Origin of the sequence: Janthinobacterium sp. HH102 (genome assembly GCF_001758625.2) — a bacterium.
Classification (GTDB): Bacteria; Pseudomonadota; Gammaproteobacteria; order Burkholderiales; family Burkholderiaceae_D; genus Janthinobacterium.
Window position 1 is genome coordinate 2,476,247 of record NZ_CP062062.1, and the last position, 23,242, is coordinate 2,499,488.

Genomic DNA, 23,242 nt, shown 5'->3' on the forward strand with positions numbered 1-23,242 from the left:
ATAAGCCGGAGCCGGTCGCCTGACCGCACTCCGGCTTTTTCATGTCGTCATCGCTTACACTGGCGTTTTCCTTCTCTGACTACCCCATGCTGCAACAAATCCTGCGCGCGCCCGCGCTCAAGGCCATCCTGATCCAGGTGCTGGCCTTTCCCTTGATGTTGCTATTGGTATATGGCCTGGCGCGCGCGGGCGTGGCCATGTCGCTGCCGGCCGTGGCGCTGGTGCAGGGCGTGCTGGCGGCGCTTATTACCTGGCGCGCGGGCCTGGCCCGCTGGTGGTGCGCCATCGGCCTGCTGTTTGCGCCCGCCTTGCTGGGCGCCAGCCTGCTCGACTGGCCTCCGGCCGTGTTCCTGGCGGCCTTTGTTTTCCTGTTGAGCCTGTACTGGTCCACGTTCCGCACGCAAGTGCCGTTTTATCCGTCGGGGCCGAAGGTGTGGCAGGCCGTGGCCGAGCTGATCGCGGACCGTCCCGGCGTGCGCCTGGTCGATATCGGCAGCGGCCTGGGCGGCCTTGTGCTGGACCTGGCGCGGCGCCGGCCCGACGGGCAGTTTTCCGGCATCGAGCTGGCGCCGCTGCCCTGGCTGGCCAGCCGCTTGCGCGCGCGGCTGGCAGGCAGCCGCGCGCGCTTCCTGCGCGGCGATTACGAAGCGCTCGACTTCGGCCGCTACGATGCCGTGTTTGCCTACCTGTCGCCGGCGGCGATGGCGGCCCTGTGGAATAAGGCGGAAAAGGAAATGTTGCCCGGTAGCATGCTTCTTAGTTACGAATTCCGGATTGCGGCACGCGAGCCCGATAAGACCATCGCCGCCACAGAGGGTGGTCCTTTGCTTTACATATGGTGCTTTTAAGCAATTGTCTGCGTTATTTGCTTGCCCGTGGGGCAATCTCACGTTATTGTAGTTCCACACGGCATTTTCTCGGATTTGCATTGAAAAGCAGCACATTTCAATTAACTTCCGGTTGCTTTTTTGCCGCAATCTTTACCGGCGGCGCAGCCGCCAAAAGACAGGAACAGGTTTGAACATGCCGCGCATACAGCCGCGGCCATTATTGGGAGTCAGGGCACTTGTTAGTCATAATCGGATACATCATCGTCTGCGCCTCGGTCTTTGGCGGCTTCGCAATGGCCGGCGGCCATCTGGCGGCGCTGTTCCAGCCGCTGGAGTTGCTGATGATCGGCGGCGCCGCCCTGGGCGCCTTCCTTGTTGGTAACAATAACAAGGCCATCAAGGCAACGATCGCCGCCTTGCCCAGCCTGTTCAAGGGATCGCGCTATACCAAAGACCTGTACATGGAGCTGATGTCGCTGTTGTTTGAAGTGCTCAGCAAGGTGCGCAAGGAAGGCTTGATGTCGATCGAAGGCGATATCGACAAGCCGGAAGAGAGCCCGCTGTTTTCCAAGTATCCGGCGGTGCTGGCCGACCACCACATCGTCGAATTCATGACCGATTACCTGCGCCTGATGGTATCGGGCAATATGGATGCGTTCCAGATTGAAAACCTGATGGACAACGAAATCGAGACGCACCATCACGAAGGCGCCGTGCCGGCCCACGTGATCGCCAAGGTGGGCGACGGCTTGCCCGCGTTCGGTATCGTCGCCGCCGTGATGGGCGTGGTGCACACGATGGAGTCGGTGGGCATACCGCCGGCCGAGCTGGGCATGCTGATCGCGCACGCGCTGGTCGGCACCTTCCTCGGCATCTTGCTGGCCTATGGTTTCGTCGGCCCGCTGGCCAGCCTGCTGGAGCAGAAGCTGGAAGAGTCGAGCAAGATGTTCCAGTGCGTGAAAGTGACGCTGCTGGCCAGCCTGAACGGCTATGCGCCGGCGCTGGCCGTGGAGTTCGGCCGCAAGGTGCTGTTCTCGACCGAGCGCCCGACGTTCAATGAGCTGGAAGACCACATCAAGAAATCGAAAACGAAGTAAGCAGTGAATATACGCCTGGACACCATGAGTCATTTGCAGCACACGGAAGGGGGACGCCATGGCCGATGAAGGCATGCGCCCGATTATCGTCAAACGTATCAAGAAGACGGCTGGCGGACACCATGGCGGGGCGTGGAAAATCGCCTACGCCGACTTTGTCACGGCCATGATGGCCTTCTTCCTGCTGATGTGGCTGCTCGGCTCCACCTCGAAGGGCGACTTGAACGGCATTTCCGAATTCTTCAAGACGCCGTTGAAAGTGGCCATGGCCGGGGGCTCCGGCAGCGGCGAAAGCAATTCCGTGATCCAGGGCGGCGGCCAGGACCTGTCGCGCCAGGATGGGCAGGTGCGCAAGGCGCAGGAAGAGCAGCAGCGCAAATCGTTCGACCTCAATTCCGCCAAGGCGGCGCTCGAACGCGAGGAAGGCAAGCGCCTGCAGGCGCTCAAGGCGCGCATCGAAGCGACCATCGACGCCAATCCCCTGCTGAAAAAATACAAGAACCAGCTGCTGCTCGATATTACCAGCGAAGGCTTGCGCATCCAGATCGTCGACGAGCAGAACCGTCCGATGTTTGCGCTCGCCAATGCGAACCTGCAACCGTACACCAAGGAAATCCTGCACGCCATCGGCTCCGTGCTCAATGAAGTGCCGAACCGCATCGGCCTGTCCGGCCATACGGATTCGACGCCCTATATGAGCGATGCAGGCTACAGCAACTGGGAATTGTCGGCCGACCGCGCGAATGCGTCGCGGCGCGAACTGGTGATCGGCGGCATGAAGGAAGAAAAAGTCTTGCGCGTGGTGGGACTGGGCTCGGCCGCCCACCTGGACAAGCTCGATCCCTTCAATCCGATCAACCGGCGCATCAGTATCATCGTCATGAACAAGCGCACGGAAGAAAATGTCTTGCGCGATGGTTCGGCGATCGAGCTGCCGGTGACCGATGCCGCTTCCGCCGCTGTCGCTTCAGGGCTGGCTGCCGGTGCGCCGCCCGCGGCGGCGCCAGTCCCGGCCCCGGCAGCGGCGAAAAAATAACACGCAAGGCTGTCGACGCGTGGTGTATTGAAACAATGAGACCTTTATGACAAGAAAGAAAATACTTGGCTCGCATGTAAAACGCCTGCTGTCTGGCGTGTCGGACCATGGCCGCAAGCACTTGACGGAGGTGGAAACCGACCTGGTGCAGACCGGCATCTTGCTGGAAGAGGCGATCGAGAAGCTGTCCTTCAATTTCATGGCGATACACGCAGCCGTCGCTGCGCAGCAAGACACTATCGCGCTGCTGCTCGACGGCGGTATTCCGGCCGAGCAGCAGCGCGAAAAACTGCTGGCGTTGCAGGATGAGGTGGGGGGCTATGTGAATGCCGCCATCACCAGCATGCAGTTTCAGGACATGACGAGCCAGCTGATCGAGCGCACCCTGAAGCGCGTGACGGGCTTGCGCGAGTTCCTCGGGACCCTGGGCGAGCATGGCGCGGAGATGTTGCCGGAGAGCGACAATGAAGAAATTGTCGCCTTGCTGGGTCGGGTCAGCATGGCGCTGGCGATTCAAAGCCTGGAGTTGCGCAGCGTGCTGCGCAAGGCTGTCAGTCAACAGCATTTGGAAAGCGGCGACATCGAGCTGTTCTAGCATGCCAGTGCGGAGCGCTTGTGGTCGCATGGATTGATTAATCAAATACTCGGGCAGGATGCCCGGAATAAGTGGGAGCAAAGATGGCCAAAACGATACTTGCAGTGGACGATTCCAGCTCATTGCGCCAGATGGTGGCGTTCAGCCTGAAAGCCGCCGGTTACCAGGTGGTGGAGGCCGTGGACGGCCAGGACGGACTGGAAAAAGCCAAGCTGCAAACCGTAGACCTGGTATTGACGGACCAGAACATGCCGCGCATGGATGGCTTGGAACTGATCAAGCTGCTGCGTGAATTGCCGACCTACCAGAAGGTGCCCATCCTGATGCTGACGACGGAGTCGTCGGACGAGATGAAATCGAAGGGCCGTGCCGCCGGCGCCAATGGCTGGCTGGTCAAGCCCTTCGATCCGCAACGCCTGATCGAAGTGGTCAAGAAGGTGATCGGCTGATGCCAGCCGCGCAGCGCAATGATGCAATTGACGGAGTCACCCTATGACCATCGATATTAGCCAGTTTTTTCAGGTCTTTTTCGATGAGGCCGAAGAACTGCTGGCTGAAAAAGAACGGCTGCTGCTGGCCGTTGATATTGCGGCGCCCGACGCCGAAGATCTGAATGCCATTTTCCGCACCGCCCACTCGATCAAGGGCGGCGCATCGACGTTCGGCCTCTCCGACATGAGCGAGGTGACGCACATCCTCGAGTCGCTGCTCGACCGCATCCGTCAGGGCCAGATGGCCCTGACGGCGGAACACGTCGACGCCTTTTTGGCGGCCAAGGACATCCTCAAGATGCAGCTCGACGGCCATCGCCTGGGCAGCGCCGTCGACCAGGATGCCGTGGCCAATGTGCGCATGATGCTGCAGTCGTTCTCGCAGGACGTGCCCGTGGCCGCGCTCACGCCCGTCGCGCCGGCCTTCCACACGGCGGAAAAGGCCGCCGTCAGCCATGCCGGCGGCCACCGCATCCGCCTGGAACTGCCGGCCATGGAGCCGCGCGAAGTCGATGCGCTGGCGGCCGAACTGGGCTTGCTGGGCGACGTCGCCGTAACGAGCCTGCCCGACGCGCGCAAGGTGCTGGAAGTGACGACGCATGAAAGCCTGGACGATATCCTGGCCATCTGCTCGTTCGTGCTCAATCCCGACGACATGGTGATCACGCAGGCGCCGCCACTGGCGCCAGGCGAGGCCGAAGCGGCCCGCGCGGCGCAGGAAAAGGCGCAAGGCTACGGTTTCTTCGACCCGCTGCCAGGCACTCCTGGCGCGCCGGGCGCGGCCGATCCCGGTTACGGCTTCTTCCAGCCGATCGAGGATATCCGCGCCGCCGCCGGCGTGCAGAGCGACGCCGAACAGGGTTACGGATTCTTCCAGCCCCTCGAACAGATTCGCGCAGACGCGGCCAAGGCGGGCAACGCCAGCGCTGCCGCCGCGCCGGCCGTGGCGAGCGCCGTGGCCGAAGCGGAGCAGGAAAAGAAACCGGCCAAGAAAGAGGGCGACAAGGCCGGCGCCGAATCGTCGTCGATCCGCGTCTCGATCGAAAAAGTCGACCAGCTGATCAACCTAGTGGGCGAACTGGTGATCACGCAGGCGATGATCGAGCAGCGCGCCAGCGCGCTCGATCCTATGCTGCATGAAAAACTGCTCGACAGCGTCAGCCACCTGACGCGCAATACGCGCGACTTGCAGGAAGCGGTGATGTCGATCCGCATGATGCCGATGGATTTCGTCTTCTCGCGCTTCCCGCGCATGGTGCGCGACCTGGCGACGAAACTGGGCAAGAAGGTCGACTTCATCACGAATGGCGCCGCCACGGAACTGGACAAGGGCCTCATCGAGCGCATCGTCGATCCGCTCACGCACCTGGTGCGCAACAGTATCGACCATGGCGTGGAAATGCCGGCCGCCCGCGTGGCCGCCGGCAAGACCGAGGCGGGACGTCTGTTCCTCTCGGCCAGCCACCAGGGCGGCAACATCATCATCGAAGTATCCGATGACGGCGCGGGACTGAACCGCGAGCGCATCCTGGCCAAGGCTGCGCAGCAGGGCCTGGACGTGTCCGAGTCGATGAGCGACGCCGACGTGTGGCAGCTGATTTTTGCACCCGGCTTTTCCACCGCCGAAGCGGTCACCGACGTGTCGGGCCGCGGCGTGGGCATGGATGTCGTCAAGCGCAATATCAGCGCCATGGGCGGCGTCGTCGACATCCGTTCGGCCAAGGGTTTCGGCACGACGATTTCCATTTCGCTGCCGCTGACCCTGGCCATCCTGGACGGCATGTCGATCCGCGTTGGCGACGAGGTGTATATTTTACCGCTGGGCTTTGTCATCGAATCGTTGCAGCCAGCCGTTGAGGACATCAAGGACATCAGCGGCAAGGGGCAGGTGGTGAAAGTGCGCGGCGAATATCTGCCCTTGATTCCGCTGTACCAGATGTTCGACATCGCGCCGCGCTTTACCAGTCCCTCGGAAGGCATCTGCGTGATCCTCGAGACGGAAGGGCGCAAGGCGGCCCTGTTTGTCGACGACCTGGTGGGGCAGCAGCAGGTCGTGGTGAAAAACCTCGAATCGAATTACCGCAAGGTGGTGGGCATTTCCGGCGCCACCATCCTGGGCGATGGCGGCGTGTCGCTGATTCTCGATGTCGCCGCCCTCATCCGTTCCTCTCGCCAGCTGGCCGACGAGTCCATTTTTTCGTAATACCGATAGATAAAGATAGGAAAACGCACCATGTCAGATACTCAACAAACATCCGGAAGCAATGCGGGCGACGGCAAGGACATCGCCGGCCGTGAATTCCTGGCCTTCACCCTGGGCTCCGAAGAGTACGGCATCGATATCCTGAAGGTCCAGGAGATTCGTGGTTACGAAGCGGTCACCCGCATCGCCAACGCGCCTGAATTCATCAAGGGCGTGATCAACCTGCGCGGCATCATCATCCCGGTGGTCGACATGCGCATCAAGTTCAACCTGGGCACGCCCGTGTACGACCAGTTCACGGTGGTGATCATCCTGAACATCGGCGGCCGTATCGTCGGCATGGTGGTCGACAGCGTTTCCGACGTCACCACCCTGACGCCGGAGCAGGTCAAGCCGGCGCCGGAAATGGGCACAGCCTTCTCGACCGACTACATGATCGGCCTGGGCACCATCGACGAGCGCATGCTGATCCTGGTCGACATCGACAAACTGATGTCGAGCAGCGAGATGGGCCTGATCGACAAGCTGGCGGCCTAAGCGGCAGCAAGGCGGCGCCCGGTGCGCCGCCGTTTTAGAACGCAAAGAATCACTACAGATATGCATGTACCGGCGCGGGAAAGTAATCCTCGGGAAATTATTGTGAATTTATGACGAACAGAACCGGATGCTGTGCAAGGCGCCCGCAGCGACGCAGTGCGAGCACTACCAGCTGCGGGCAACACCGCACAGCGCCGGTTATGGAAGTCAGAAATCATAATAATTTATTGGGGGTTACTTGCCAGAGGCGCGCCGGCAGGCTGCAAGGTCCGACAGAGACCCGGCCACAACACGGCGCCGTCCGGTTGAACGGGCGCCGTTCACATAAATATTGGAGACTGTAATGAGTTTGCGCGATTTCAAGATAGGCACCCGGCTGGGGATAGGTTTCGGCAGCATTCTCGCCATCCTGGTGGTGGTGATCGTTTCGGCGAATGCACTGAATTACCGTAACAAGGCCCAGCTGCTCACGGGGCTGGAGCTGGCAAGCGAAAAGAATACGCAGGCGTCGCAGATGAAAAGCGCGATGCTGGAAACCGGTATCGCCATGCGCAATATCGGCCTGCAGGGCGATGTGAGCCTGATGCAGGCGGAAGAGGGCAAGGTGCGCGAGCAGCGCAAGCTGTACGACGGCGCCCGCGGCAAGCTGGCCACCCTGGGCCTGTCCGATGGCGAGAAGGCGCTGCTGGCCAATATCGCCAAGATCGACGGCGAAGTCGATGCCGCCTTCAAGGAAGCGATGGGACAGGTGCTGGCGTTTAACAGCGAGGGCGCGGCGAAGGTGATCGCCACCCGCATCGATCCCTTGAACAAGACGACCCTGGCCGATATCAACAAGCTGCTCGACTTGCAGCACGTGGCGCAGCAAAGCTTCATGGATGACTCGCTGGCGGCCGATGCGCGCCTGATGATGGTACTGTTCATCCTGGGCGGCGCGGCCGTGGCGATCGGCGCCTGGTGCGCCATCTTCATCACGCGCTCGATCACGGTGCCATTGTCCGGTGCAGTGGCCGTGGCGCAGAAGGTGGCGGCCGGCGAGCTGACCTCGCGCGTGGTGGTCGAAGGCAAGGATGAAACGAGCGCGCTGCAGCAGGCGCTCAAGGACATGAACGAGAGCCTGGTGCAGACGGTCAGCGACGTGCGCACCGGGACGGACACCATCACCGTGGCGTCGCGCGAGATCGCCAGCGGCAATGCGGACCTGTCGGCGCGCACGGAAACGCAGGCCAGTTCGCTCGAAGAGACGGCGTCGTCGATGGAAGAGCTGACGTCGACCGTGAAGCAGAACGCGGACAACGCGCGCCAGGCCAACCAGCTGGCAGTGTCGGCGTCGTCGGTGGCGGAGCAGGGCGGCAAGGTGGTGTCGCAAGTGGTCGACACCATGGGTTCCATCAAGGACAGTTCGCGCAAGATCGTCGACATCATCGGCGTCATCGACGGCATTGCGTTCCAGACGAATATCCTGGCGCTGAATGCGGCCGTCGAAGCGGCGCGCGCAGGCGAGCAGGGACGCGGTTTTGCGGTGGTGGCGTCGGAAGTGCGCAATCTGGCGCAACGATCGGCCGGCGCGGCGAAGGAAATCAAGGGCTTGATCGGCGACTCGGTCGACAAGGTCGATGCCGGCAGCCGTCTGGTGGACGAGGCGGGGCAGACCATGGGTCTGATCGTCACGTCGATCCGGCAGGTGGCCGACATCATGGGCGAGATCACGGCGGCGACGCAGGAGCAGAGCCACGGCATCGAGGAAGTGAACCAGGCCATCGCGCAGATGGACCAGATGACGCAGCAAAATGCGGCGCTGGTCGAGGAAGCGGCGGCGGCCGCCGAAAGCATGCAGGACCAGGCGCAGAAACTGGCCGACGCCGTCAGCATCTTCAAGCTGGACGGCGAGAGCGCGGCGCCGGCAGCCATGCCCGCGTCCGCGCCTGTAGCCAAGGTGGCGGCACGGCCGGTACCGGGTGTGGCGGCAACTACACGGCGGGTGGCAACGGCGGCGCAAGCCGGCACGCCACCGCCCGCGAAAAAGCTGGCGGCGGCCGGCGGCGACGATTGGGAAGAGTTCTGACGCCAACCCGGTCCCGCTAGTTATACTTGCAAAGGCATTGGTCAGAGTAGTCATAGAGAGGTAAAAACAAAATGCCGCAAACTAAAACGGATTCGGTCAAGGAATTTGATTTCACTGGCAAGGACTTCGAACGGGTCCGCGCCATGATTTACAAGCGGGCCGGCATCGCGCTGGCCGACAGCAAGCAGGAGATGGTCTACAGCCGCCTGGCCAGGCGGCTGCGCGCGACCGGCATCTCCTCGTTCGTCCGCTACCTGGACGACCTGGAAGCGGGCCGCATGGGCGACGAGTGGGAAGCGTTCACGAATGCGCTGACGACCAACCTGACGTCGTTCTTCCGCGAGGCGCATCACTTCCCGCTGCTGGCCGAGCATGTGAAAAAACTGAGCGGGCCGATCACCATCTGGTGTTCGGCCAGTTCCACCGGCGAGGAGCCGTATTCGATCGCCATGACGGTGTGCGAGGCGTTCAATACGCTCACGCCGCCCGTCACCATCATCGCCACGGACATCGACACGAATGTGCTGGCCACGGCCGCCAATGGCGTCTACAACCTGGACCGGCTCGACAAGATGCCGGCCGACCGTGCGCGGCGCTTTTTCTTGCGCGGCAAGGGCGACCGTGAAGGGCAGGTGCGGGTGCGTCCTGAACTGCGCCAGATGATCACCTTCAAGCCGCTCAACCTGCTGGCCGACGGCTGGCCATTGACGGGCCAGTTCGACGTCATCTTTTGCCGTAACGTGATGATTTATTTTGACAAGGCGACCCAGCGCAAGATCCTCTCGCGCTTTGTGCCGTTGATGAAACCCGATGCCCTGCTGTTCGCGGGCCATTCGGAGAATTTTCTGTACGTGTCGGATTCACTGAAGCTGCGCGGTAAAACAGTCTATGAGCTCGACCAGCCTCGGGGCGCCGCGCCCAAGGCACCGTCGCATCGTACATGAGAGTGAAATATGAGCCTGGAATCCAAAGAGCAATTCGCCACTAACGTCTATTACGACAGGACGTTCAACTGTGACGCCGCCAAGATCTTGCCTGGTGAGTATTACTTTACCAACAAGGACATGCTGATCGTCACCGTGCTCGGCTCCTGCGTCTCGGCCTGCATCCGCGACCGTGTCACGGGCCTGGGCGGCATGAACCACTTCATGCTGCCCGATGGCGGCAGCGATCCGAACAGCCCGATTTCCGCGTCGATGCGCTATGGCACCTACGCCATGGAAATCCTGATCAACGATTTGCTGAAGGCGGGCGCGCGGCGCGAGAACATGGAAGCGAAAGTGTTCGGCGGCGGCGCCGTGCTGCGCGGCTTCACGGCGATCAACGTCGGTGAGCGCAACGCGGCTTTCGTCATCAATTATCTGAAGGCGGAAAAGATGCGCGTGGTGGCGGAAGACCTCAACGACATCCACCCGCGCAAGGTGTATTTTTTCCCCCGCAGCGGCAAGGTGCTGGTGAAAAAGCTGATGCAGACGCATAACGATACGCTGGTACGCCGCGAACTCGATTACGCCAGCCGCCTCAAGGTCGCGCCGGTGGGCGGCGAGGTCGAGCTGTTCTGATACATATCGGACCAAACCTGCTGCGCACCGCGTTGTGCGGCTTGCGGCAGTGTGGTCCGGGTACTAATTTAATAAGAAACAAGGGCCGCAAGGCCTGGAAGGATAACTATGAAGATCAAAGTATTGATCGTGGATGATTCGGCGCTGATTCGCAGCGTCATGACGGAAATCGTAAACAGCCAGCCCGACATGGAAGTGGTGGGCGCGGCACCCGATCCGCTGGTGGCGCGCGAGATGATCAAGCAGACCAACCCCGACGTGCTGACCCTCGATGTCGAGATGCCGAAGATGGACGGCCTGGACTTCCTGGAAAAGCTGATGCGCTTGCGCCCGATGCCGGTGCTGATGGTGTCGTCGCTGACCGAGCGCGGTTCGGAAATCACCATGCGCGCGCTGGAACTGGGCGCCGTCGATTTCGTCACCAAGCCGAAGATTTCCATCCAGAGCGGCATGCGCGAGTACACGGACATGATCGCCGACAAGATCCGCGCCGCCTCGAAGGCGCGCATCCGCGCGCGCACCCTGCCGTCGGCCGGCGACAAGGTGGCCGCGCCGCTGCCTGCGCTGCGCAGCCCATTGACGTCGAGCGAAAAGCTGATCATCGTGGGCGCCTCGACGGGCGGCACGGAAGCGATCCGCGAATTTCTCATGCAGATGCCGTCCGATTGTCCCGGCATCCTGATCACGCAGCACATGCCGGAAGGCTTTACGCGTTCGTTCGCGCGCCGCCTCGATTCGCTGTGCAAAATCTCGGTGCAGGAAGCGGCGGGCGGCGAACGCGTGCTGCCTGGCCACGCCTACATCGCGCCCGGCCATTCGCACCTGACCCTGACGCGCAGCGGCGCCAACTACATGACCAAGATCGACCAGGGTGAACCGGTCAACCGCCACCGTCCGTCGGTCGATGTGCTGTTCCGTTCGGCCGCGCAATCGGCCGGTAAAAATGCCGTCGGCGTGATCCTCACCGGCATGGGCAAGGACGGCGCACAAGGCATGTTGGAGATGAAGGCCGCAGGAGCGTATAATTTTGCGCAGGACGAAGCCAGTTGCGTGGTGTTCGGCATGCCGCGCGAGGCGATCGCTGTCGGCGCTACGCATGAGGTCGGTGCTCTGACGGCGCTGCCTGGCATGGTACTGGGACACCTGGCGGCGCATGGTATGCGTGCTTTGCGCGTGTAAGCCACGTTTTATATGATCTGAGGCAAGTTTGTTCGCCTAAAAGCAACGAAAATGCTATCCTACAACTTGCTGCCGTAGTGTCGACCATAATGTCGGCATTCATGTCGATATTATTAACAAACCGCTACAGAAACAACGGAGTTATTCATGGCTGATCCAAAGATGAAATTTTTAGTCGTTGACGATTTTTCGACGATGCGCCGCATTGTCCGGAATCTGTTGAAGGAACTGGGTTATGCCAACGTCGATGAGGCGGAAGACGGCGTGATGGGCCTGGCCAAGCTGCGCGCGGAATCGTTCGATTTCGTCGTGTCGGACTGGAACATGCCAAACATGGATGGCCTGACGATGCTGCAGCATATCCGCGCCGATCCCGCACTGGCCAAGCTGCCCGTGCTGATGGTCACCGCCGAAGCGAAGAAGGAAAACATCATCGCCGCCGCGCAAGCTGGCGCCAGCGGTTATGTCGTCAAGCCGTTCACGGCAGCGACCCTCGATGAAAAGCTGAACAAGATTTTCGAGAAGCTGGAAAAAGCCGGCGCCTGATCACGGCTTGATACCGATCAAGAAAAACGCTGCCCGTGCAAACCGGCGGCGTTTTTTTCGTCGGCTTGCGCCGTGCTTGCCTCCAGCTCATCCCGCGTGTCCTTCGCTCTGACCGGATGAAATTGCGCAAAGGAATGAAATATTTCCTAGAGTTAACTTTACACGTCAAATGATTTGGCCCATGATCGCTGCAGTATTCCCCCTTTGTCCCCGACCCCGACAAGAAGGAGCGCACGATGCGCCGAGCACCCGTATTATTTTTCGCCCTGAGCACGGCCCTGTTGGCGGCCTGTGGCGTGAGCCTTGAACAAACCGCCGTTGCGCCTGTCGCGTCTGTCGAAATGCAGTCGCCGCCCGCGCAGTCGCCTGCCGAAGCGGATGGCCGGCATGCCTATCTGCACCGCGTGGGTGGCCAGGATTATGTCAGCCTGAGCCAGCACGGCTCCGAGGGCGGCTTGCCGATCCTCACGGGCACGCAGCGCCATGCGCGCGCCATCCGCCTGCTGGCGGCCGATCCGGCCCAGGTGCGGGCCATCCTGCGCAGCCTGAGGCTGCCTGCGAACCAGCGCAAGCTGTGGGCGGGAGAGGAAATCGTGCTCGACGCGGCCAGCTATGACATGTTGCAAGCGGCACGCGGCAGCAACAAACCGCTGTTTGCCGAGCTCAAGCTGGTAGGGATGGAGAAGTAATAAAAGAAACGGGGCCGAACGGCCCCGCTGTGACTGCGTTTAAAACATCTGACAAAACCGTAGCGAGCGGCAGAGAGTTGTGGCCGAGAAGCGCAACCGTGCTGAAGCACGGTGAGCATCGCAGGCCGCAAATCGCGACGCGCAGCAGCTTTTGTTGTATGTTAAATTTCCAGGTTGTCGATGAGTCTGGTCTGCCCCAGCTTGGCGGCGGCCAGCACCACCAGCGGTTCGCCCGCGGCCAGTTCGGCGGCGCTCGGCGCCTGCAGGTTGGCGCGCTTGCGCACGGCGATGTAGTCCGATTTCCAGCCGCGGCTGTTCAATAGCTGCATGCTGGCCTGTTCCAGTTCGCCGACGGCCAGGTTGCCCTTGCGCACTTCCTCGGCCACGAAATTGAGGCCCTTGAACAGTTCCGGCGCTTCCGCGCGTTCGCTTTCCGACAGGTACATATTGCGCGAGGACAAGGCCAGGCCATCGTCGGCGCGGTAGGTTTCGGCGGCGATGATTTCCGTCGGCAGCGCGAACTGGCGCGCCATATTGCGGATGATCATCAGTTGCTGGTAATCCTTCTTGCCGAACACGGCCACGCGCGGACCCACGCACGAAAACAGCTTGGTGACGACCGTGCACACGCCTTCGAAAAAGCCGGGGCGGAATTCGCCTTCCAGGGTGTTGCCCAGGTCATCGGGCGGGCGCACGCGGTATTCCTGCGGTTCCGGGTACAGTTCCTTTTCCGTCGGCGCGAACAGCACGTACACGCCTTCCTTTTCCAGCTTGGCGATGTCGGCCGCCATGGTGCGCGGATATTTTTCGAAGTCTTCATTCGGGCCGAATTGCAGGCGGTTCACGAAGATCGAGGCGACGACAGGATCGCCATGCTTGCGCGCCAGGCGCATCAGCGACAGATGGCCTTCATGCAGGTTGCCCATGGTGGGGACGAACGCCGTGCGCAGCTGTCCGCTGAGCTGGTCGCGCAATTCTTCAATGTCGGAAATAATTTTCATGGATTGCTTTCGCTAAAACCCCGTTGTACGGTGGTCAGTGACAAAGGGAAGGGGTCAGGCGGGCGAATACGCCAGCCGGACGTAGATGGGGGCAAACGGTTCTGCCTGCGTGATTTCGATCAGGGTTTCCTTGGCCAGTTCCAGCAAGGCCACGAAGTTGACCACCACCACGGGTACGCCGCCGGCAATGTCGAACAGATCGCTGAATTCGACGAAACGCGACGATTGCAAATGGCGCAAAATGCTCGACATGTGCTCGCGCACGGACAGTTCCTGGCGGCTGATGCGGTGATGCTGGGTCAGCTTGGCGCGCTTCAGCACGTCGAGCCACGCCTGCTGCAGGTCCACCGGTTCCACGTCGGGCCAGGTGGGCGTCAGGCTTTGCTCGATGAAAATCTGCGTGCGCACGAAATCGCGCTCGAACTGCGGGATGGCGTTCAGGTCGTAGGCGGCCAGCTTGATCTGCTCGTACTCGAGCAGGCGGCGCACCAGTTCGGCGCGGGGGTCGCCGCCATCTTCCTCGACGTCGCTCTTGCGCGATGGCAAAAGCATACGCGACTTGATCTCGATCAGCATGGCCGCCATCAGCAGATACTCGGCGGCCAGTTCCAGGTTGCGCACGCGGATCTGGTCGACATATTTCAGATATTGCAGGGTCACCTGCGCCATCGGAATATCGAGAATGTTGAAGTTTTGCTTGCGGATCAGGTAGAGCAGCAAGTCGAGCGGGCCTTCGAAGGCTTCGAGGAAGATTTCCAGCGCGTCCGGCGGAATGTACAAATCCGTCGGCATGCGCATCATGGGCTCGCCATACAGGCGGGCGATGCCCAGCGGGTCAGCGGCGGGCGCCGCATCCGTTACCGTCGTTGCAGATGCTGCAGGGTCACCGCTGCCGTCGCCATCGGCGACAGGTGCGGGCGACTCGATGACTGCGCCGGCACCGGAAGCGTCGGCTTCCGGCGTGACTGCAGACTCTTCAGGCAACATCGTGCCGGTTCCAGGTCTTAGTTCTTGTTCTGGTAAACGTAAGCCTGTTGCTTGACGGCCGACGCCAGCTGGCGCTCCTGCTCATCGATGCTGACGGCCGGCTTGTCCCACAGCAGGGCGCGGCCCGCTTGCTGGCCCGCTTCCATGCCAGGGTTCTTGGCCTTCAGTTCGGCGATGAACAAGGTGTGGTCGGATACGTAGTTGTTGTGTTTTGCAGGCAGTTTCATATTCTCTTCTGAGTGTCTTATGGGTAAGGTCAGCCGGCCGTATTTTACCGCGCCGTGCCGCTTGGCGGGTTGTTGTATCGGCAAGTCCGGGGCGAAATTGCTAAAAATCAATAACGCAGCAGGCGCCGCATCACCATCGGCGCCGGTTCGGCGGGGTTGGCGTGCGAATATTCCAGTTCTTCGGCCAGCTCGAATTCGAAGGCCGCATAAAAATCGATCAGCTTGCGCTGGTCGCGCCGCACGGCCAGGCGCAATTCCTCGGCCTGGCACGACAGGCCGTGATGAATGATGGCTTCGAGCAAGTGCTGCGAGACATGGCTGCCCCGGTAAGCGGGCAGCACGCCCATGCGTGAAATCTTCCAGATGGCGGGGTCGCTGTCGAGCGGCATCCAGCGCAGCGAACCGGCTGGAATGTCGTCGATCAGCAACAGAAAACCGCCGCCGTGGCGCAATTGCGCTTCCACCTGCTGTGCCGTCTCGTGGTGCCCGCTGGACGAGGCCGCCACCTTGCCGGCCCACGCGGCGCGGGTCAGCTCGGCCATCAGTTGTGCATCGGCATTTGTTGCTTCGCGCACCACGATATTCATCATCGGTCCTTGTGGTGGCTTAACGGATGCGCATGCCAGGTTCGGCGCCCGGCCACGGGTTCAGGATGTAGATGCCCGGATTGGCCTTTTCGTCGGCGGCGGAGGCGGCCATGACCATGCCTTCGGAAATGCCGAACTTCATCTTGCGCGGCGCCAGGTTGGCCACCAGCACCGTCAGCTTGCCGATCAGTTCTTCCGGCTGGTACGCCGAGCGGATGCCCGAGAACACATTGCGCAGGCGGCCTTCGCCCGCGTCCAGGGTCAGGCGCAGCAGCTTGTCCGAGCCGTCGACCAGTTCGCAATTGACGATTTTCGCGATGCGCAGGTCGACCTTGAGGAAGTCGTCGATCTTGATTTCGGGCGCCAGTTCCTCGATGGCGGCAGCGGCGGCAGCAGGGGCCGCGGCGTCGTTCGCGGCGTCGCCAGCCGGTGCGGCGATGGCGGCGGCTGTTTGCGGCGCGTCAAACAGCGCTTCGATCATCTTTGCATCCATGCGCGTCATCAAGTGGCTGTAGGCACCGATGGTGCGGCCCAGCATGCTGTTCGAGACGGCGTCGCCGAACACTTGCGTATCGGCCCAGGTGAACTCGGCGTCGTTGAGGAAGGAGGCCACGTTCTTGGCCACGCCCGGCAGGACCGGCGACAGCAGAATCGTCAGCTGGCGGAACAGGATCAGGGCCGTCGTGCACACGTCGTGCAGTTCGGCCGTCTTGTCCGCATCCTTGGCCAGGATCCATGGCTTGTTTTCATCGACATACTGGTTCGTGATGTCGGCGATTTCCATGATTTCGCGCAAGGCCTTGCCGAATTCGCGGTTCTCGAAGTGCGCGGCGATGCTGGCCTGGCGCTCGACGATGACGCCGTTGACGTCCACCGTCAGCGCGCGGTTGATCCAGCTTTGCGCGCCTTCCGACAGCGTCGACGCCAGCTTGCCGTCGAAGCGCTTGGCAATGAAGCCGGCGCAGCGGCTGGCGATGTTCACGTACTTGCCGATCAGGTCGCTGTTCACGCGGGCGACGAAATCTTCGCCGTTGAAATCCAGGTCTTCCACTTTCGAGTTCAGCTTGAACGCGATGTAGTAGCGCAGCCATTCCGGGTTCATGCCCAGGTCCAGGTAGCGCAGCGGCGAAATACCGGTGCCGCGCGACTTCGACATCTTTTCGTTGTTGACCGTCAGGAAGCCGTGCACATTGACTTTCAGTTTGTCGATCACCGGGTGATCGGCGAACTTCAGCATGGCAGGCCAGAACAGCAAATGGAAGGAAACGATGTCCTTGCCGATGAAATGGATCTGTTCCGTCGTCGGGTCGTTCAGGAAGGCGTCGAAATCGATGCCTTTCTTGTCGCAATAGTTTTTCAGGCTGGCCAGGTAGCCGACGGGCGCGTCCATCCATACATAGAAGAACTTGCCCGGTGCATCGGGAATCGGGATGCCGAAGTAGGGCGCGTCGCGCGAGATGTCCCAGTCGGCCAGCTTTTCACCGGCTTCGCCCAGCCATTCGCTGACCTTGTTGACCATTTCGGGCTGCAGGCGGCCTGGCGTGTTGAGCCAATCCTTGAGGAATTCGAAGCAGCGCGGGTCGGACAGCTTGAAGAAATACTGTTCCGACGGCTTCATCACGGGCGTCGCGTTGGTGAAGACCGAGAACGGGTTGACCAGGTCGGTCGGCTGGTAAGCGGCGCCGCACACTTCGCAATTGTCGCCGTACTGGTTCTTGGCGCCGCATTTCGGGCATTCGCCCTTGATGTTGCGGTCGGCCAGGAACATGCCCTTGACCGGGTCGAAGAAGCGGTCGACGGTTTTCGTGACGATCAGGCCCGTATCGCGCAGCTTGCGGTAGATCGATTGCGACAGGTCGACGTTTTCCGGCGAATCGGTCGAATACCAGTTGTCGAAGGCGATATGGAAGCCATCGAGGTACTGGGCGCGGCCGGCGGCGATGTTGGCGACGAATTGCTGCGGCGTGATGCCTTCCTTTTCGGCGGCGATCATGATGGGCGTACCATGCGTATCGTCGGCGCCCACAAAGTGCACTTCACGGCCGGCTGCGCCATCGCGTTGCATTCGCTGGAACCGGACCCAGATATCGGCCTGGATGTATTCCATGATGTGGCCAATGTGAAAAGCGGCGTTTGCGTAAGGCAGGGCAGTGGTGACGAACAGCTTGCGAGTCATGATTGATGCACTTTTGGGATGGATAATAGGACATTTTAACAGCGGAAAGGCAATATGAGCAGATGCAGCGCCGGCAAGTGATGCTTTTGCCGCCATCGCACCATGCAAATTTGCGCTAGACTGCGCGTATTGCACATATGTAGTACACACGGAGATTTACATGAGCATCACAGTAGAAGACGTCAAGGCCGCGCTGGCCCAGGTTATTGATCCAAATACACATAAAGATTTCGTTTCCAGCAAAACCGTCAAGAATCTGAAAGTCGATGGCAGCGACATTTCGCTCGACATCGAACTGGGCTACCCCGCCAAGAGCCAGATCGACCTGATCCGCAAATCCGTGCTGGCCGCGTTGCGCGTGCTGCCGGGCGTGGGCAACGTCAGCGTGGGCGTGTCGTCGAAAATCATTTCGCACACGGTGCAGCGCGGCTTGAAGCCGATGAGCAACGTGAAAAACATCATTGCCGTCGCTTCCGGCAAGGGTGGTGTTGGCAAATCGACCACGGCCGTCAACCTGGCCCTGGCCCTGGCGGCCGAAGGCGCCACCGTCGGCATGCTGGACGCCGATATCTATGGCCCGTCGCAGCCGATGATGCTGGGCATCAGCGGCCAGCCGAAGACCCTGGACGGCAAGAGCATGGAGCCGATGGAAAACCACGGCCTGCAAGTGTCGTCGATCGGTTTCATGATCGACCCGGACGAGCCGATGGTGTGGCGCGGCCCCATGGTCACGCAAGCCTTGCAGCAACTGCTGGACCAGACCAACTGGCGCGACCTCGATTATCTGATCGTCGACATGCCGCCAGGCACGGGCGACATTCAATTGACCCTGTCGCAGAAAGTGCCCGTCACCGGCGCCGTGATCGTCACGACGCCGCAGGACATCGCGTTGCTGGACGCGCGCAAGGGTCTGAAAATGTTCGAGAAGGTCGGCATTCCGATTTTGGGCGTGGTGGAAAACATGAGCACGCACATCTGCTCGAACTGCGGCCATGCGGAAGAAATCTTCGGCGCCGGCGGCGGCGCGAAGATGTGCGCGGACTTCGGCGTGGAATTCCTCGGCGCCTTGCCGCTGACCATGGCGATTCGCCAGCAGACGGATTCGGGCACGCCCACCGTCGTGGCCGAGCCGGAAGGCCCCGTCGCCGTGATCTACAAGCAGATCGCCCGCACCATCGCGATCAAGGTGGCGGAAAAGGCGAAGGATATGACCAGCAAGTTCCCTAGCATCGTCATCAAGAACGACTAGTGGCTGGGTGGCCTTGCAAACCTACTGCGCAGCTCACTTTCGGGTCGGCGTTACTCACCGTACTAAAGTACGGTTGCGTTACTCAACCCGACATTGAGCTTGCTCGCTACGGTTTTCAAGGCCACCAGTGGCACCATTGGCTTAACTCGTCCCCGGCGCCATGACCGCCAGGAATATGGTTTCATGCAGTCCGTGTTGTTATTAACAAGAGGAGACATCATGCAATTGACTACCGTATTCCTGCGCCAGGCCGCAGTCCTGGTTGCCGGCAGCCTGCTGGCCGCCAGCGCCTTCGCCCAATCCGTTTCCTTCGTCGAGCCAGCCGATGGTGCGACGGTGACGAGCCCGTTCAAAGTGAAATTTGCCGTCAGCGGCATGGACGTCAAGCCGGCCGGCGACATGACGGCCAAGACGGGCCACCATCATCTGCTCATCAATACGGGGTCGATGAAGGCGGGCGAGATGATCCCCATGGATGACAAGCATTTGCATTTTGGCAAAGGTCAAACGGAAACGGACGTCACCTTGCCGCCGGGCCAGTACACGCTCACCATGCAGTTCGCCAATGGCGCGCACCAGTCGTATGGGCCGGAGTTGAGCAAAAGCATCAAAGTGACGGTCAAGTAAGTCGGATATATTGTCTGTTGCGGCACAGGCCGGGTTCCAGCGATAGGGCCCGGCCTTTTCATATTGTTGCTTCTTGTCATTGTTGTGTCATATAGTCGGCGTATGCTGCCCGGTGGCCTAACTTTTGATGAGTGGATATGACGAAACATTTCTCCCTTTCCCGGCAGCTGGCGCAGGCGCTGCTGCTGGTGACGAGCGTGGCGGCTTGCCAGGCATATGCGGCCAAGGCCGTACCCTCGGCTGCGGCGCAGCCGAAGCTGGTCGTGGTGCTGGTGGTCGACGGTTTGCCGCAGGAACAGGTGACGCGCTACCGTGAGCAGTTCGGCCAGGGCGGTTTCCGCCGCCTGCTGGAGCAGGGCGCGTGGTTCAGCGATGCGCACCAGGCCCACGGCATCACGGTTACCGCCATCGGCCACTCGGCCGTGCTGTCGGGCGCCTATCCTTACCAGCATGGCGTGATCGGCAATAACTGGATCGATCCCGTCACGAAAAAGTCCGTGTACTGCACCGAGGATGGCAATTTCCATTACATCGGCGAAGAGACGAAGCCGGACGACGGTACCGCGCCGACCAAGCTGCGCGTGAGCACCCTCGGTGACGAGCTGCGCTATGCCACGGGCGACAAGGCCAAGGTCGTCACCGTGTCGGGCAAGGACCGCGGCGCCATCCTGCTGGCCGGGAAAACGGGCACGGCCTATATGTACATGGAAAAGACGGGCAATTTCGCCAGCAGCACCTATTACATGCAGCAGCATCCGCAATGGGTGCAGCGCTACCAGGCGGCCAAGCCGCAGGACCGTTATTACGGCAAGAGCTGGACGCCGCTGCTGGCCGACGGGGCATATGTCAACGATGCGCGCGATGATCTGGTGGCGGCCAAGCCGGGCACGCGCAACACCTTCCCGTTCGCCTATTACAGCGACAGCGGCAAGCTCGACGGCGAGTACTACAGCCGCTTGAAGTCCGGTCCCTTCCTCGATGAACTGACCCTGGAATTTGCCCGTGCCGCCATCGACGGCGAAAACCTGGGCCGCAATCCGGCCGGCGTGCCCGACATCCTGGGCGTGAGCCTGTCCGCGCACGACTACGTGAACCATGCCTACGGCCCGGAAAGCAAGATGTCGCACGACCACCTGCAGCGCCTGGACCGCATGCTGGCCGGCTTCTTTCTTGATCTCGATAAAAAAGTCGGCATGGACAACGTGCTGGTGGTGCTGACGGCCGACCATGGCTTTGCCAACGTGCCGGAATTTACGGAAGCGCGCGGCGGCTTTACGGCCAAGCGCATCGACGGCGACAAGCTGGTCGCAAGCCTGAACCAGCACCTGGCGACAAGCCTGGGCGTGGATAAGCTGGTGACGACGTCGTCGCTGCCGAATATCTACCTCGATTACGCGCTGGCGGAAAAGAGCGGCGTCCATCGCGCCGCGCTGGAAGACGCGGCGGCCCGCTTCCTGCTGCAGCAGGACGGCCTGGCGCAAGTCTATACGCGCACGCAGATGGAAACAGGCGCCGTCGCCACGCGCATGGATACCCTGATGCGCCGCGCCTGGAACCGCCAGCTGTCGGGCGACCTGATGGTCGTCACAAAACCGGCCTGGTATTTCGGCAAGGGCAGCGGCGGCACCTCGCACGGCACGCCGTACACGTATGACACCAACGTGCCGCTGATGGTCTTCGGCCCCCGCTGGATCAAGCCGGGCGCCTACGGCCAGTACGCGGAAGTGGTCGACATCGCGCCGACCCTGGCGCATCTGCTGCGCATACGCCAGCCGTCGGCGTCGGAAGGGCGGATTTTGACGGAAGCGGTGCGCTAAGGGTGGTGCGGCGCGCTTGTCGGCTTACGCGCTTTGCGCTAACCCGACCTACGATGACCTTGTAGGTCGGATGACGCGGGGCGCAGCCACGCGTCATCCGACAACATCGTCGGCAAAACCGCTTACAGCAGCCAGTCTATCGGCAGCACCGACAGAATCGCCACCCCCATGCGCTTCCACACGCTGGTGCCCGGTTCCGTGTCGTAGCGCGTGGCGCCGCCGCTGGCGTCGCGGGCGATCCAGTACAGTGCGCCGTCGTCGCCAAGCAGCACCTGGTAGGCGCGCTGCGGGATGGTGGTGCGCATGGCTAGCCCCAGCTGGCTGGCCAGCGCGGGGCTGTCGATGACGAGGCCCATTTCCGTATTCAATTCGATCGAGCGCGGATCGAAATTGAACGAGCCGACAAAGATGCGCCGGTCGTCGACGGCAAAGGTCTTCGCATGCAGGCTCGATGCGGAGCTGCCGAAGCGGCCCGGCTGTTCGCGCGCGTCGCCGGCCTCCCACGAGCGGCGCGACTCGTACAGCAGCACGCCCGCTTCCAGCAGCGGTTTACGCCATTTTGCATAACCCGCATGCACGGCCGCCACGTCGGTCGCTTCCAGCGCGTTCGTCAGGATGCGCACGCCCACGCCTTTTTTTGCCAGGTCGGCAAAGGCTTGCGTGCCGGACTTGCCGGGCACGAAATACGGCGATACCAGATCCACTTCCTTTTCCGGCACACCGAGCAGGTTTTGCAGGTTTTCCGCCACGCGCGTGCCGGGCCTGGCCTGGTCCAGCACCTTGGCCGGGTCGTCGCTGACCATGCGCGTCCTTGCCCATTCGAAGGGCAGGGTGCGTTCCATCATCTGCTTGACGAAGGGCGAGGTGCGCAGCGCCTGCACGTATTCTTCGGCCGCCCTGGTGTCGTCGATGCGGTCCGCCTCGGCGGCGATGGTGGCCGCGTCGCCATCGACAGGGCTGGTCAGCAGCATTGCGGCCGGGTAGGCGGAGGCGCTGTTCCAGTAGCGGTCGAAATCCTGCGAGACCTCGCCGACGACGGGGCCGATGGCCAGCACGTCCAGGTCGGCGAACAGCACATCGCCGGCCGCGCCGAAGTATTCATCGCCCACGTTGCGCCCGCCCACGATGGTGGCGTGGTTGTCGGCCGTGAACGATTTGTTGTGCATGCGCCGGTTGAGGCGCGAAAAATCGGTGGCGAAGGCCAGCGCGCGCGGCGCGCGGGGCACGAAGGGATTGAACAGGCGGATTTCCAGGTTCCGCTGCTTGCCCAGCATGGACAGGGTCTGGTCCAGGCCCGCCGTGTTGTTATCGTCGAGCAGCAGGCGCACGCGCACGCCTCGTTCGGCCGCCTGGCGCAAGGCATCGAACAGCAGGGTGCCCGTGATGTCCTTGTGCCAGATGTAGTACTGCACGTCCAGGCTGCGCTGGGCGGCGGCGGCCAGCAGGGCGCGCGCGGCAAAGGCGTCGCGCCCGTCGACCAGCGGGTAAATGCCGGACACGCCGGGATGCTGCGCCACCATGGGCGCAATGGCCGTGGCCAATTGGGTGTGGTGTGTGTCGGCGATGACGCTGGAGGGGATGCGGCCGTCCAGCGAGGGCAGGGAAGCGCAGCCGGCGAGGACGGCGGACAGCAGCAGCGGCAGAAGCAGCCGGGTGGCGCTGCGGAAGGGAAGTGCTTGGGCGGGCATGGCGGGCTTTCATCGAGTTGCCCCGATGTTAGCAGATGCGCATGCCCGCACGC

Annotated in this window: 22 protein-coding genes; 16 read left to right on the top strand and 6 right to left on the bottom strand. The window is 61.7% G+C overall.

Features of this window, described 5'->3' with window-relative positions:
- The first annotated feature begins 86 nt into the window (after positions 1 to 86).
- The 13 genes from JAB4_RS11265 (at position 87) to JAB4_RS11325 (ending at position 12,830) form a co-directional block, all read left to right on the top strand.
- Entirely contained in the window at positions 87 to 848 is a 762-nt protein-coding gene (locus JAB4_RS11265; RefSeq protein ID WP_070219710.1) for a class I SAM-dependent methyltransferase, read from the top strand.
- Positions 849 to 1,066: 218 nt separating this feature from the next.
- Entirely contained in the window at positions 1,067 to 1,927 is an 861-nt protein-coding gene (gene motA, locus JAB4_RS11270) for a flagellar motor stator protein MotA (protein WP_070219712.1), read from the top strand.
- Between the two features lie 58 nt (positions 1,928 to 1,985).
- Positions 1,986 to 2,963 (top strand): flagellar motor protein MotB, encoded by a 978-nt coding sequence (gene motB, locus JAB4_RS11275; RefSeq protein WP_046684787.1) that lies wholly within the window; start codon positions 1,986 to 1,988, stop codon positions 2,961 to 2,963.
- A 46-nt stretch (positions 2,964 to 3,009) separates the two neighbouring features.
- Complete coding sequence (locus tag JAB4_RS11280) at positions 3,010 to 3,558, top strand: chemotaxis protein (RefSeq protein ID WP_070219714.1); 549 nt, start codon at positions 3,010 to 3,012, stop codon at positions 3,556 to 3,558.
- Between the two features lie 83 nt (positions 3,559 to 3,641).
- On the top strand, positions 3,642 to 4,007 hold the full coding sequence (locus JAB4_RS11285; RefSeq protein ID WP_034758362.1) for a response regulator: 366 nt from the start codon (positions 3,642 to 3,644) through the stop codon (positions 4,005 to 4,007).
- Between the two features lie 43 nt (positions 4,008 to 4,050).
- Positions 4,051 to 6,252 (top strand): chemotaxis protein CheA, encoded by a 2,202-nt coding sequence (gene cheA / locus JAB4_RS11290; RefSeq protein ID WP_070219716.1) that lies wholly within the window; start codon positions 4,051 to 4,053, stop codon positions 6,250 to 6,252.
- 30 nt (positions 6,253 to 6,282) lie between these two features.
- Positions 6,283 to 6,789 (top strand): chemotaxis protein CheW, encoded by a 507-nt coding sequence (locus JAB4_RS11295; RefSeq protein WP_034758356.1) that lies wholly within the window; start codon positions 6,283 to 6,285, stop codon positions 6,787 to 6,789.
- 343 nt (positions 6,790 to 7,132) lie between these two features.
- A complete protein-coding gene (locus JAB4_RS11300; RefSeq protein ID WP_070219718.1) occupies positions 7,133 to 8,854 on the top strand; it encodes a methyl-accepting chemotaxis protein in 1,722 nt (573 codons plus the stop codon).
- Between the two features lie 71 nt (positions 8,855 to 8,925).
- Positions 8,926 to 9,798 (top strand): CheR family methyltransferase, encoded by an 873-nt coding sequence (locus JAB4_RS11305; RefSeq protein ID WP_070219720.1) that lies wholly within the window; start codon positions 8,926 to 8,928, stop codon positions 9,796 to 9,798.
- Positions 9,799 to 9,807: 9 nt separating this feature from the next.
- A complete protein-coding gene (cheD, locus tag JAB4_RS11310; RefSeq protein WP_034758343.1) occupies positions 9,808 to 10,416 on the top strand; it encodes a chemoreceptor glutamine deamidase CheD in 609 nt (202 codons plus the stop codon).
- A gap of 108 nt (positions 10,417 to 10,524) precedes the next feature.
- A complete protein-coding gene (locus JAB4_RS11315; protein ID WP_035826603.1) occupies positions 10,525 to 11,595 on the top strand; it encodes a chemotaxis response regulator protein-glutamate methylesterase in 1,071 nt (356 codons plus the stop codon).
- A 147-nt stretch (positions 11,596 to 11,742) separates the two neighbouring features.
- On the top strand, positions 11,743 to 12,141 hold the full coding sequence (gene cheY, locus JAB4_RS11320) for a chemotaxis response regulator CheY (protein WP_026132837.1): 399 nt from the start codon (positions 11,743 to 11,745) through the stop codon (positions 12,139 to 12,141).
- 236 nt (positions 12,142 to 12,377) lie between these two features.
- On the top strand, positions 12,378 to 12,830 hold the full coding sequence (locus tag JAB4_RS11325; protein ID WP_139143891.1) for a hypothetical protein: 453 nt from the start codon (positions 12,378 to 12,380) through the stop codon (positions 12,828 to 12,830).
- A 161-nt stretch (positions 12,831 to 12,991) separates the two neighbouring features.
- Here JAB4_RS11325 and panC read toward each other — a convergent pair whose 3' ends face one another.
- From panC to metG, 5 genes are all read right to left on the bottom strand, one after another.
- Positions 12,992 to 13,831, bottom strand: coding sequence for a pantoate--beta-alanine ligase (panC, locus tag JAB4_RS11330; protein ID WP_070219724.1), 840 nt, complete (start codon positions 13,829 to 13,831; stop codon positions 12,992 to 12,994).
- A gap of 54 nt (positions 13,832 to 13,885) precedes the next feature.
- A complete protein-coding gene (locus JAB4_RS11335; RefSeq protein WP_070219726.1) occupies positions 13,886 to 14,818 on the bottom strand; it encodes a ScpA family protein in 933 nt (310 codons plus the stop codon).
- A gap of 17 nt (positions 14,819 to 14,835) precedes the next feature.
- Positions 14,836 to 15,045: a DUF3460 family protein gene (locus JAB4_RS11340; RefSeq protein WP_034778041.1), complete on the bottom strand. Its 210-nt coding sequence runs from the start codon at positions 15,043 to 15,045 to the stop codon at positions 14,836 to 14,838.
- A gap of 107 nt (positions 15,046 to 15,152) precedes the next feature.
- A complete protein-coding gene (locus JAB4_RS11345) occupies positions 15,153 to 15,632 on the bottom strand; it encodes a GNAT family N-acetyltransferase (protein WP_070219744.1) in 480 nt (159 codons plus the stop codon).
- A gap of 19 nt (positions 15,633 to 15,651) precedes the next feature.
- Positions 15,652 to 17,808: a methionine--tRNA ligase gene (gene metG / locus JAB4_RS11350; RefSeq protein ID WP_070219728.1), complete on the bottom strand. Its 2,157-nt coding sequence runs from the start codon at positions 17,806 to 17,808 to the stop codon at positions 15,652 to 15,654.
- Between the two features lie 160 nt (positions 17,809 to 17,968).
- Between metG and apbC the strand changes: the two genes are divergently transcribed.
- From apbC to JAB4_RS11365, 3 genes are all read left to right on the top strand, one after another.
- A complete protein-coding gene (gene apbC / locus JAB4_RS11355; protein WP_070219730.1) occupies positions 17,969 to 19,057 on the top strand; it encodes an iron-sulfur cluster carrier protein ApbC in 1,089 nt (362 codons plus the stop codon).
- Positions 19,058 to 19,276: 219 nt separating this feature from the next.
- Positions 19,277 to 19,684, top strand: a complete 408-nt coding sequence (locus tag JAB4_RS11360) for a DUF4399 domain-containing protein (RefSeq protein WP_070219732.1) — start codon at positions 19,277 to 19,279, stop codon at positions 19,682 to 19,684.
- Positions 19,685 to 19,821: 137 nt separating this feature from the next.
- Positions 19,822 to 21,501: an alkaline phosphatase family protein gene (locus JAB4_RS11365; RefSeq protein WP_070219734.1), complete on the top strand. Its 1,680-nt coding sequence runs from the start codon at positions 19,822 to 19,824 to the stop codon at positions 21,499 to 21,501.
- Positions 21,502 to 21,623: 122 nt separating this feature from the next.
- Here JAB4_RS11365 and JAB4_RS11370 read toward each other — a convergent pair whose 3' ends face one another.
- Positions 21,624 to 23,189 carry a phospholipase D family protein gene (locus tag JAB4_RS11370; protein ID WP_070219736.1) on the bottom strand — a complete coding sequence of 522 codons (1,566 nt, stop codon included), beginning with the start codon at positions 23,187 to 23,189 and terminating at the stop codon, positions 21,624 to 21,626.
- Positions 23,190 to 23,242: the final 53 nt, after the last annotated feature.

Excerpts from the sequence above, each read along its gene's own strand:
- JAB4_RS11265 (WP_070219710.1), top strand. The coding sequence starts at position 87 with ATGCTGCAACAAATCCTGCGCGCGCCCGCGCTCAAGGCCATCCTGATC.
- motB (WP_046684787.1), top strand. The coding sequence starts at position 1,986 with ATGGCCGATGAAGGCATGCGCCCGATTATCGTCAAACGTATCAAGAAG.
- JAB4_RS11280 (WP_070219714.1), top strand. The coding sequence starts at position 3,010 with ATGACAAGAAAGAAAATACTTGGCTCGCATGTAAAACGCCTGCTGTCT.
- JAB4_RS11285 (WP_034758362.1), top strand. The coding sequence starts at position 3,642 with ATGGCCAAAACGATACTTGCAGTGGACGATTCCAGCTCATTGCGCCAG.
- cheA (WP_070219716.1), top strand. The coding sequence starts at position 4,051 with ATGACCATCGATATTAGCCAGTTTTTTCAGGTCTTTTTCGATGAGGCC.
- JAB4_RS11295 (WP_034758356.1), top strand. The coding sequence starts at position 6,283 with ATGTCAGATACTCAACAAACATCCGGAAGCAATGCGGGCGACGGCAAG.
- JAB4_RS11300 (WP_070219718.1), top strand. The coding sequence starts at position 7,133 with ATGAGTTTGCGCGATTTCAAGATAGGCACCCGGCTGGGGATAGGTTTC.
- JAB4_RS11305 (WP_070219720.1), top strand. The coding sequence starts at position 8,926 with ATGCCGCAAACTAAAACGGATTCGGTCAAGGAATTTGATTTCACTGGC.
- cheD (WP_034758343.1), top strand. The coding sequence starts at position 9,808 with ATGAGCCTGGAATCCAAAGAGCAATTCGCCACTAACGTCTATTACGAC.
- JAB4_RS11315 (WP_035826603.1), top strand. The coding sequence starts at position 10,525 with ATGAAGATCAAAGTATTGATCGTGGATGATTCGGCGCTGATTCGCAGC.
- cheY (WP_026132837.1), top strand. The coding sequence starts at position 11,743 with ATGGCTGATCCAAAGATGAAATTTTTAGTCGTTGACGATTTTTCGACG.
- JAB4_RS11325 (WP_139143891.1), top strand. The coding sequence starts at position 12,378 with ATGCGCCGAGCACCCGTATTATTTTTCGCCCTGAGCACGGCCCTGTTG.
- panC (WP_070219724.1), bottom strand. The coding sequence starts at position 13,831 with ATGAAAATTATTTCCGACATTGAAGAATTGCGCGACCAGCTCAGCGGA.
- JAB4_RS11335 (WP_070219726.1), bottom strand. The coding sequence starts at position 14,818 with ATGTTGCCTGAAGAGTCTGCAGTCACGCCGGAAGCCGACGCTTCCGGT.
- JAB4_RS11340 (WP_034778041.1), bottom strand. The coding sequence starts at position 15,045 with ATGAAACTGCCTGCAAAACACAACAACTACGTATCCGACCACACCTTG.
- JAB4_RS11345 (WP_070219744.1), bottom strand. The coding sequence starts at position 15,632 with ATGAATATCGTGGTGCGCGAAGCAACAAATGCCGATGCACAACTGATG.
- metG (WP_070219728.1), bottom strand. The coding sequence starts at position 17,808 with ATGACTCGCAAGCTGTTCGTCACCACTGCCCTGCCTTACGCAAACGCC.
- apbC (WP_070219730.1), top strand. The coding sequence starts at position 17,969 with ATGAGCATCACAGTAGAAGACGTCAAGGCCGCGCTGGCCCAGGTTATT.
- JAB4_RS11360 (WP_070219732.1), top strand. The coding sequence starts at position 19,277 with ATGCAATTGACTACCGTATTCCTGCGCCAGGCCGCAGTCCTGGTTGCC.
- JAB4_RS11365 (WP_070219734.1), top strand. The coding sequence starts at position 19,822 with ATGACGAAACATTTCTCCCTTTCCCGGCAGCTGGCGCAGGCGCTGCTG.
- JAB4_RS11370 (WP_070219736.1), bottom strand. The coding sequence starts at position 23,189 with ATGCCCGCCCAAGCACTTCCCTTCCGCAGCGCCACCCGGCTGCTTCTG.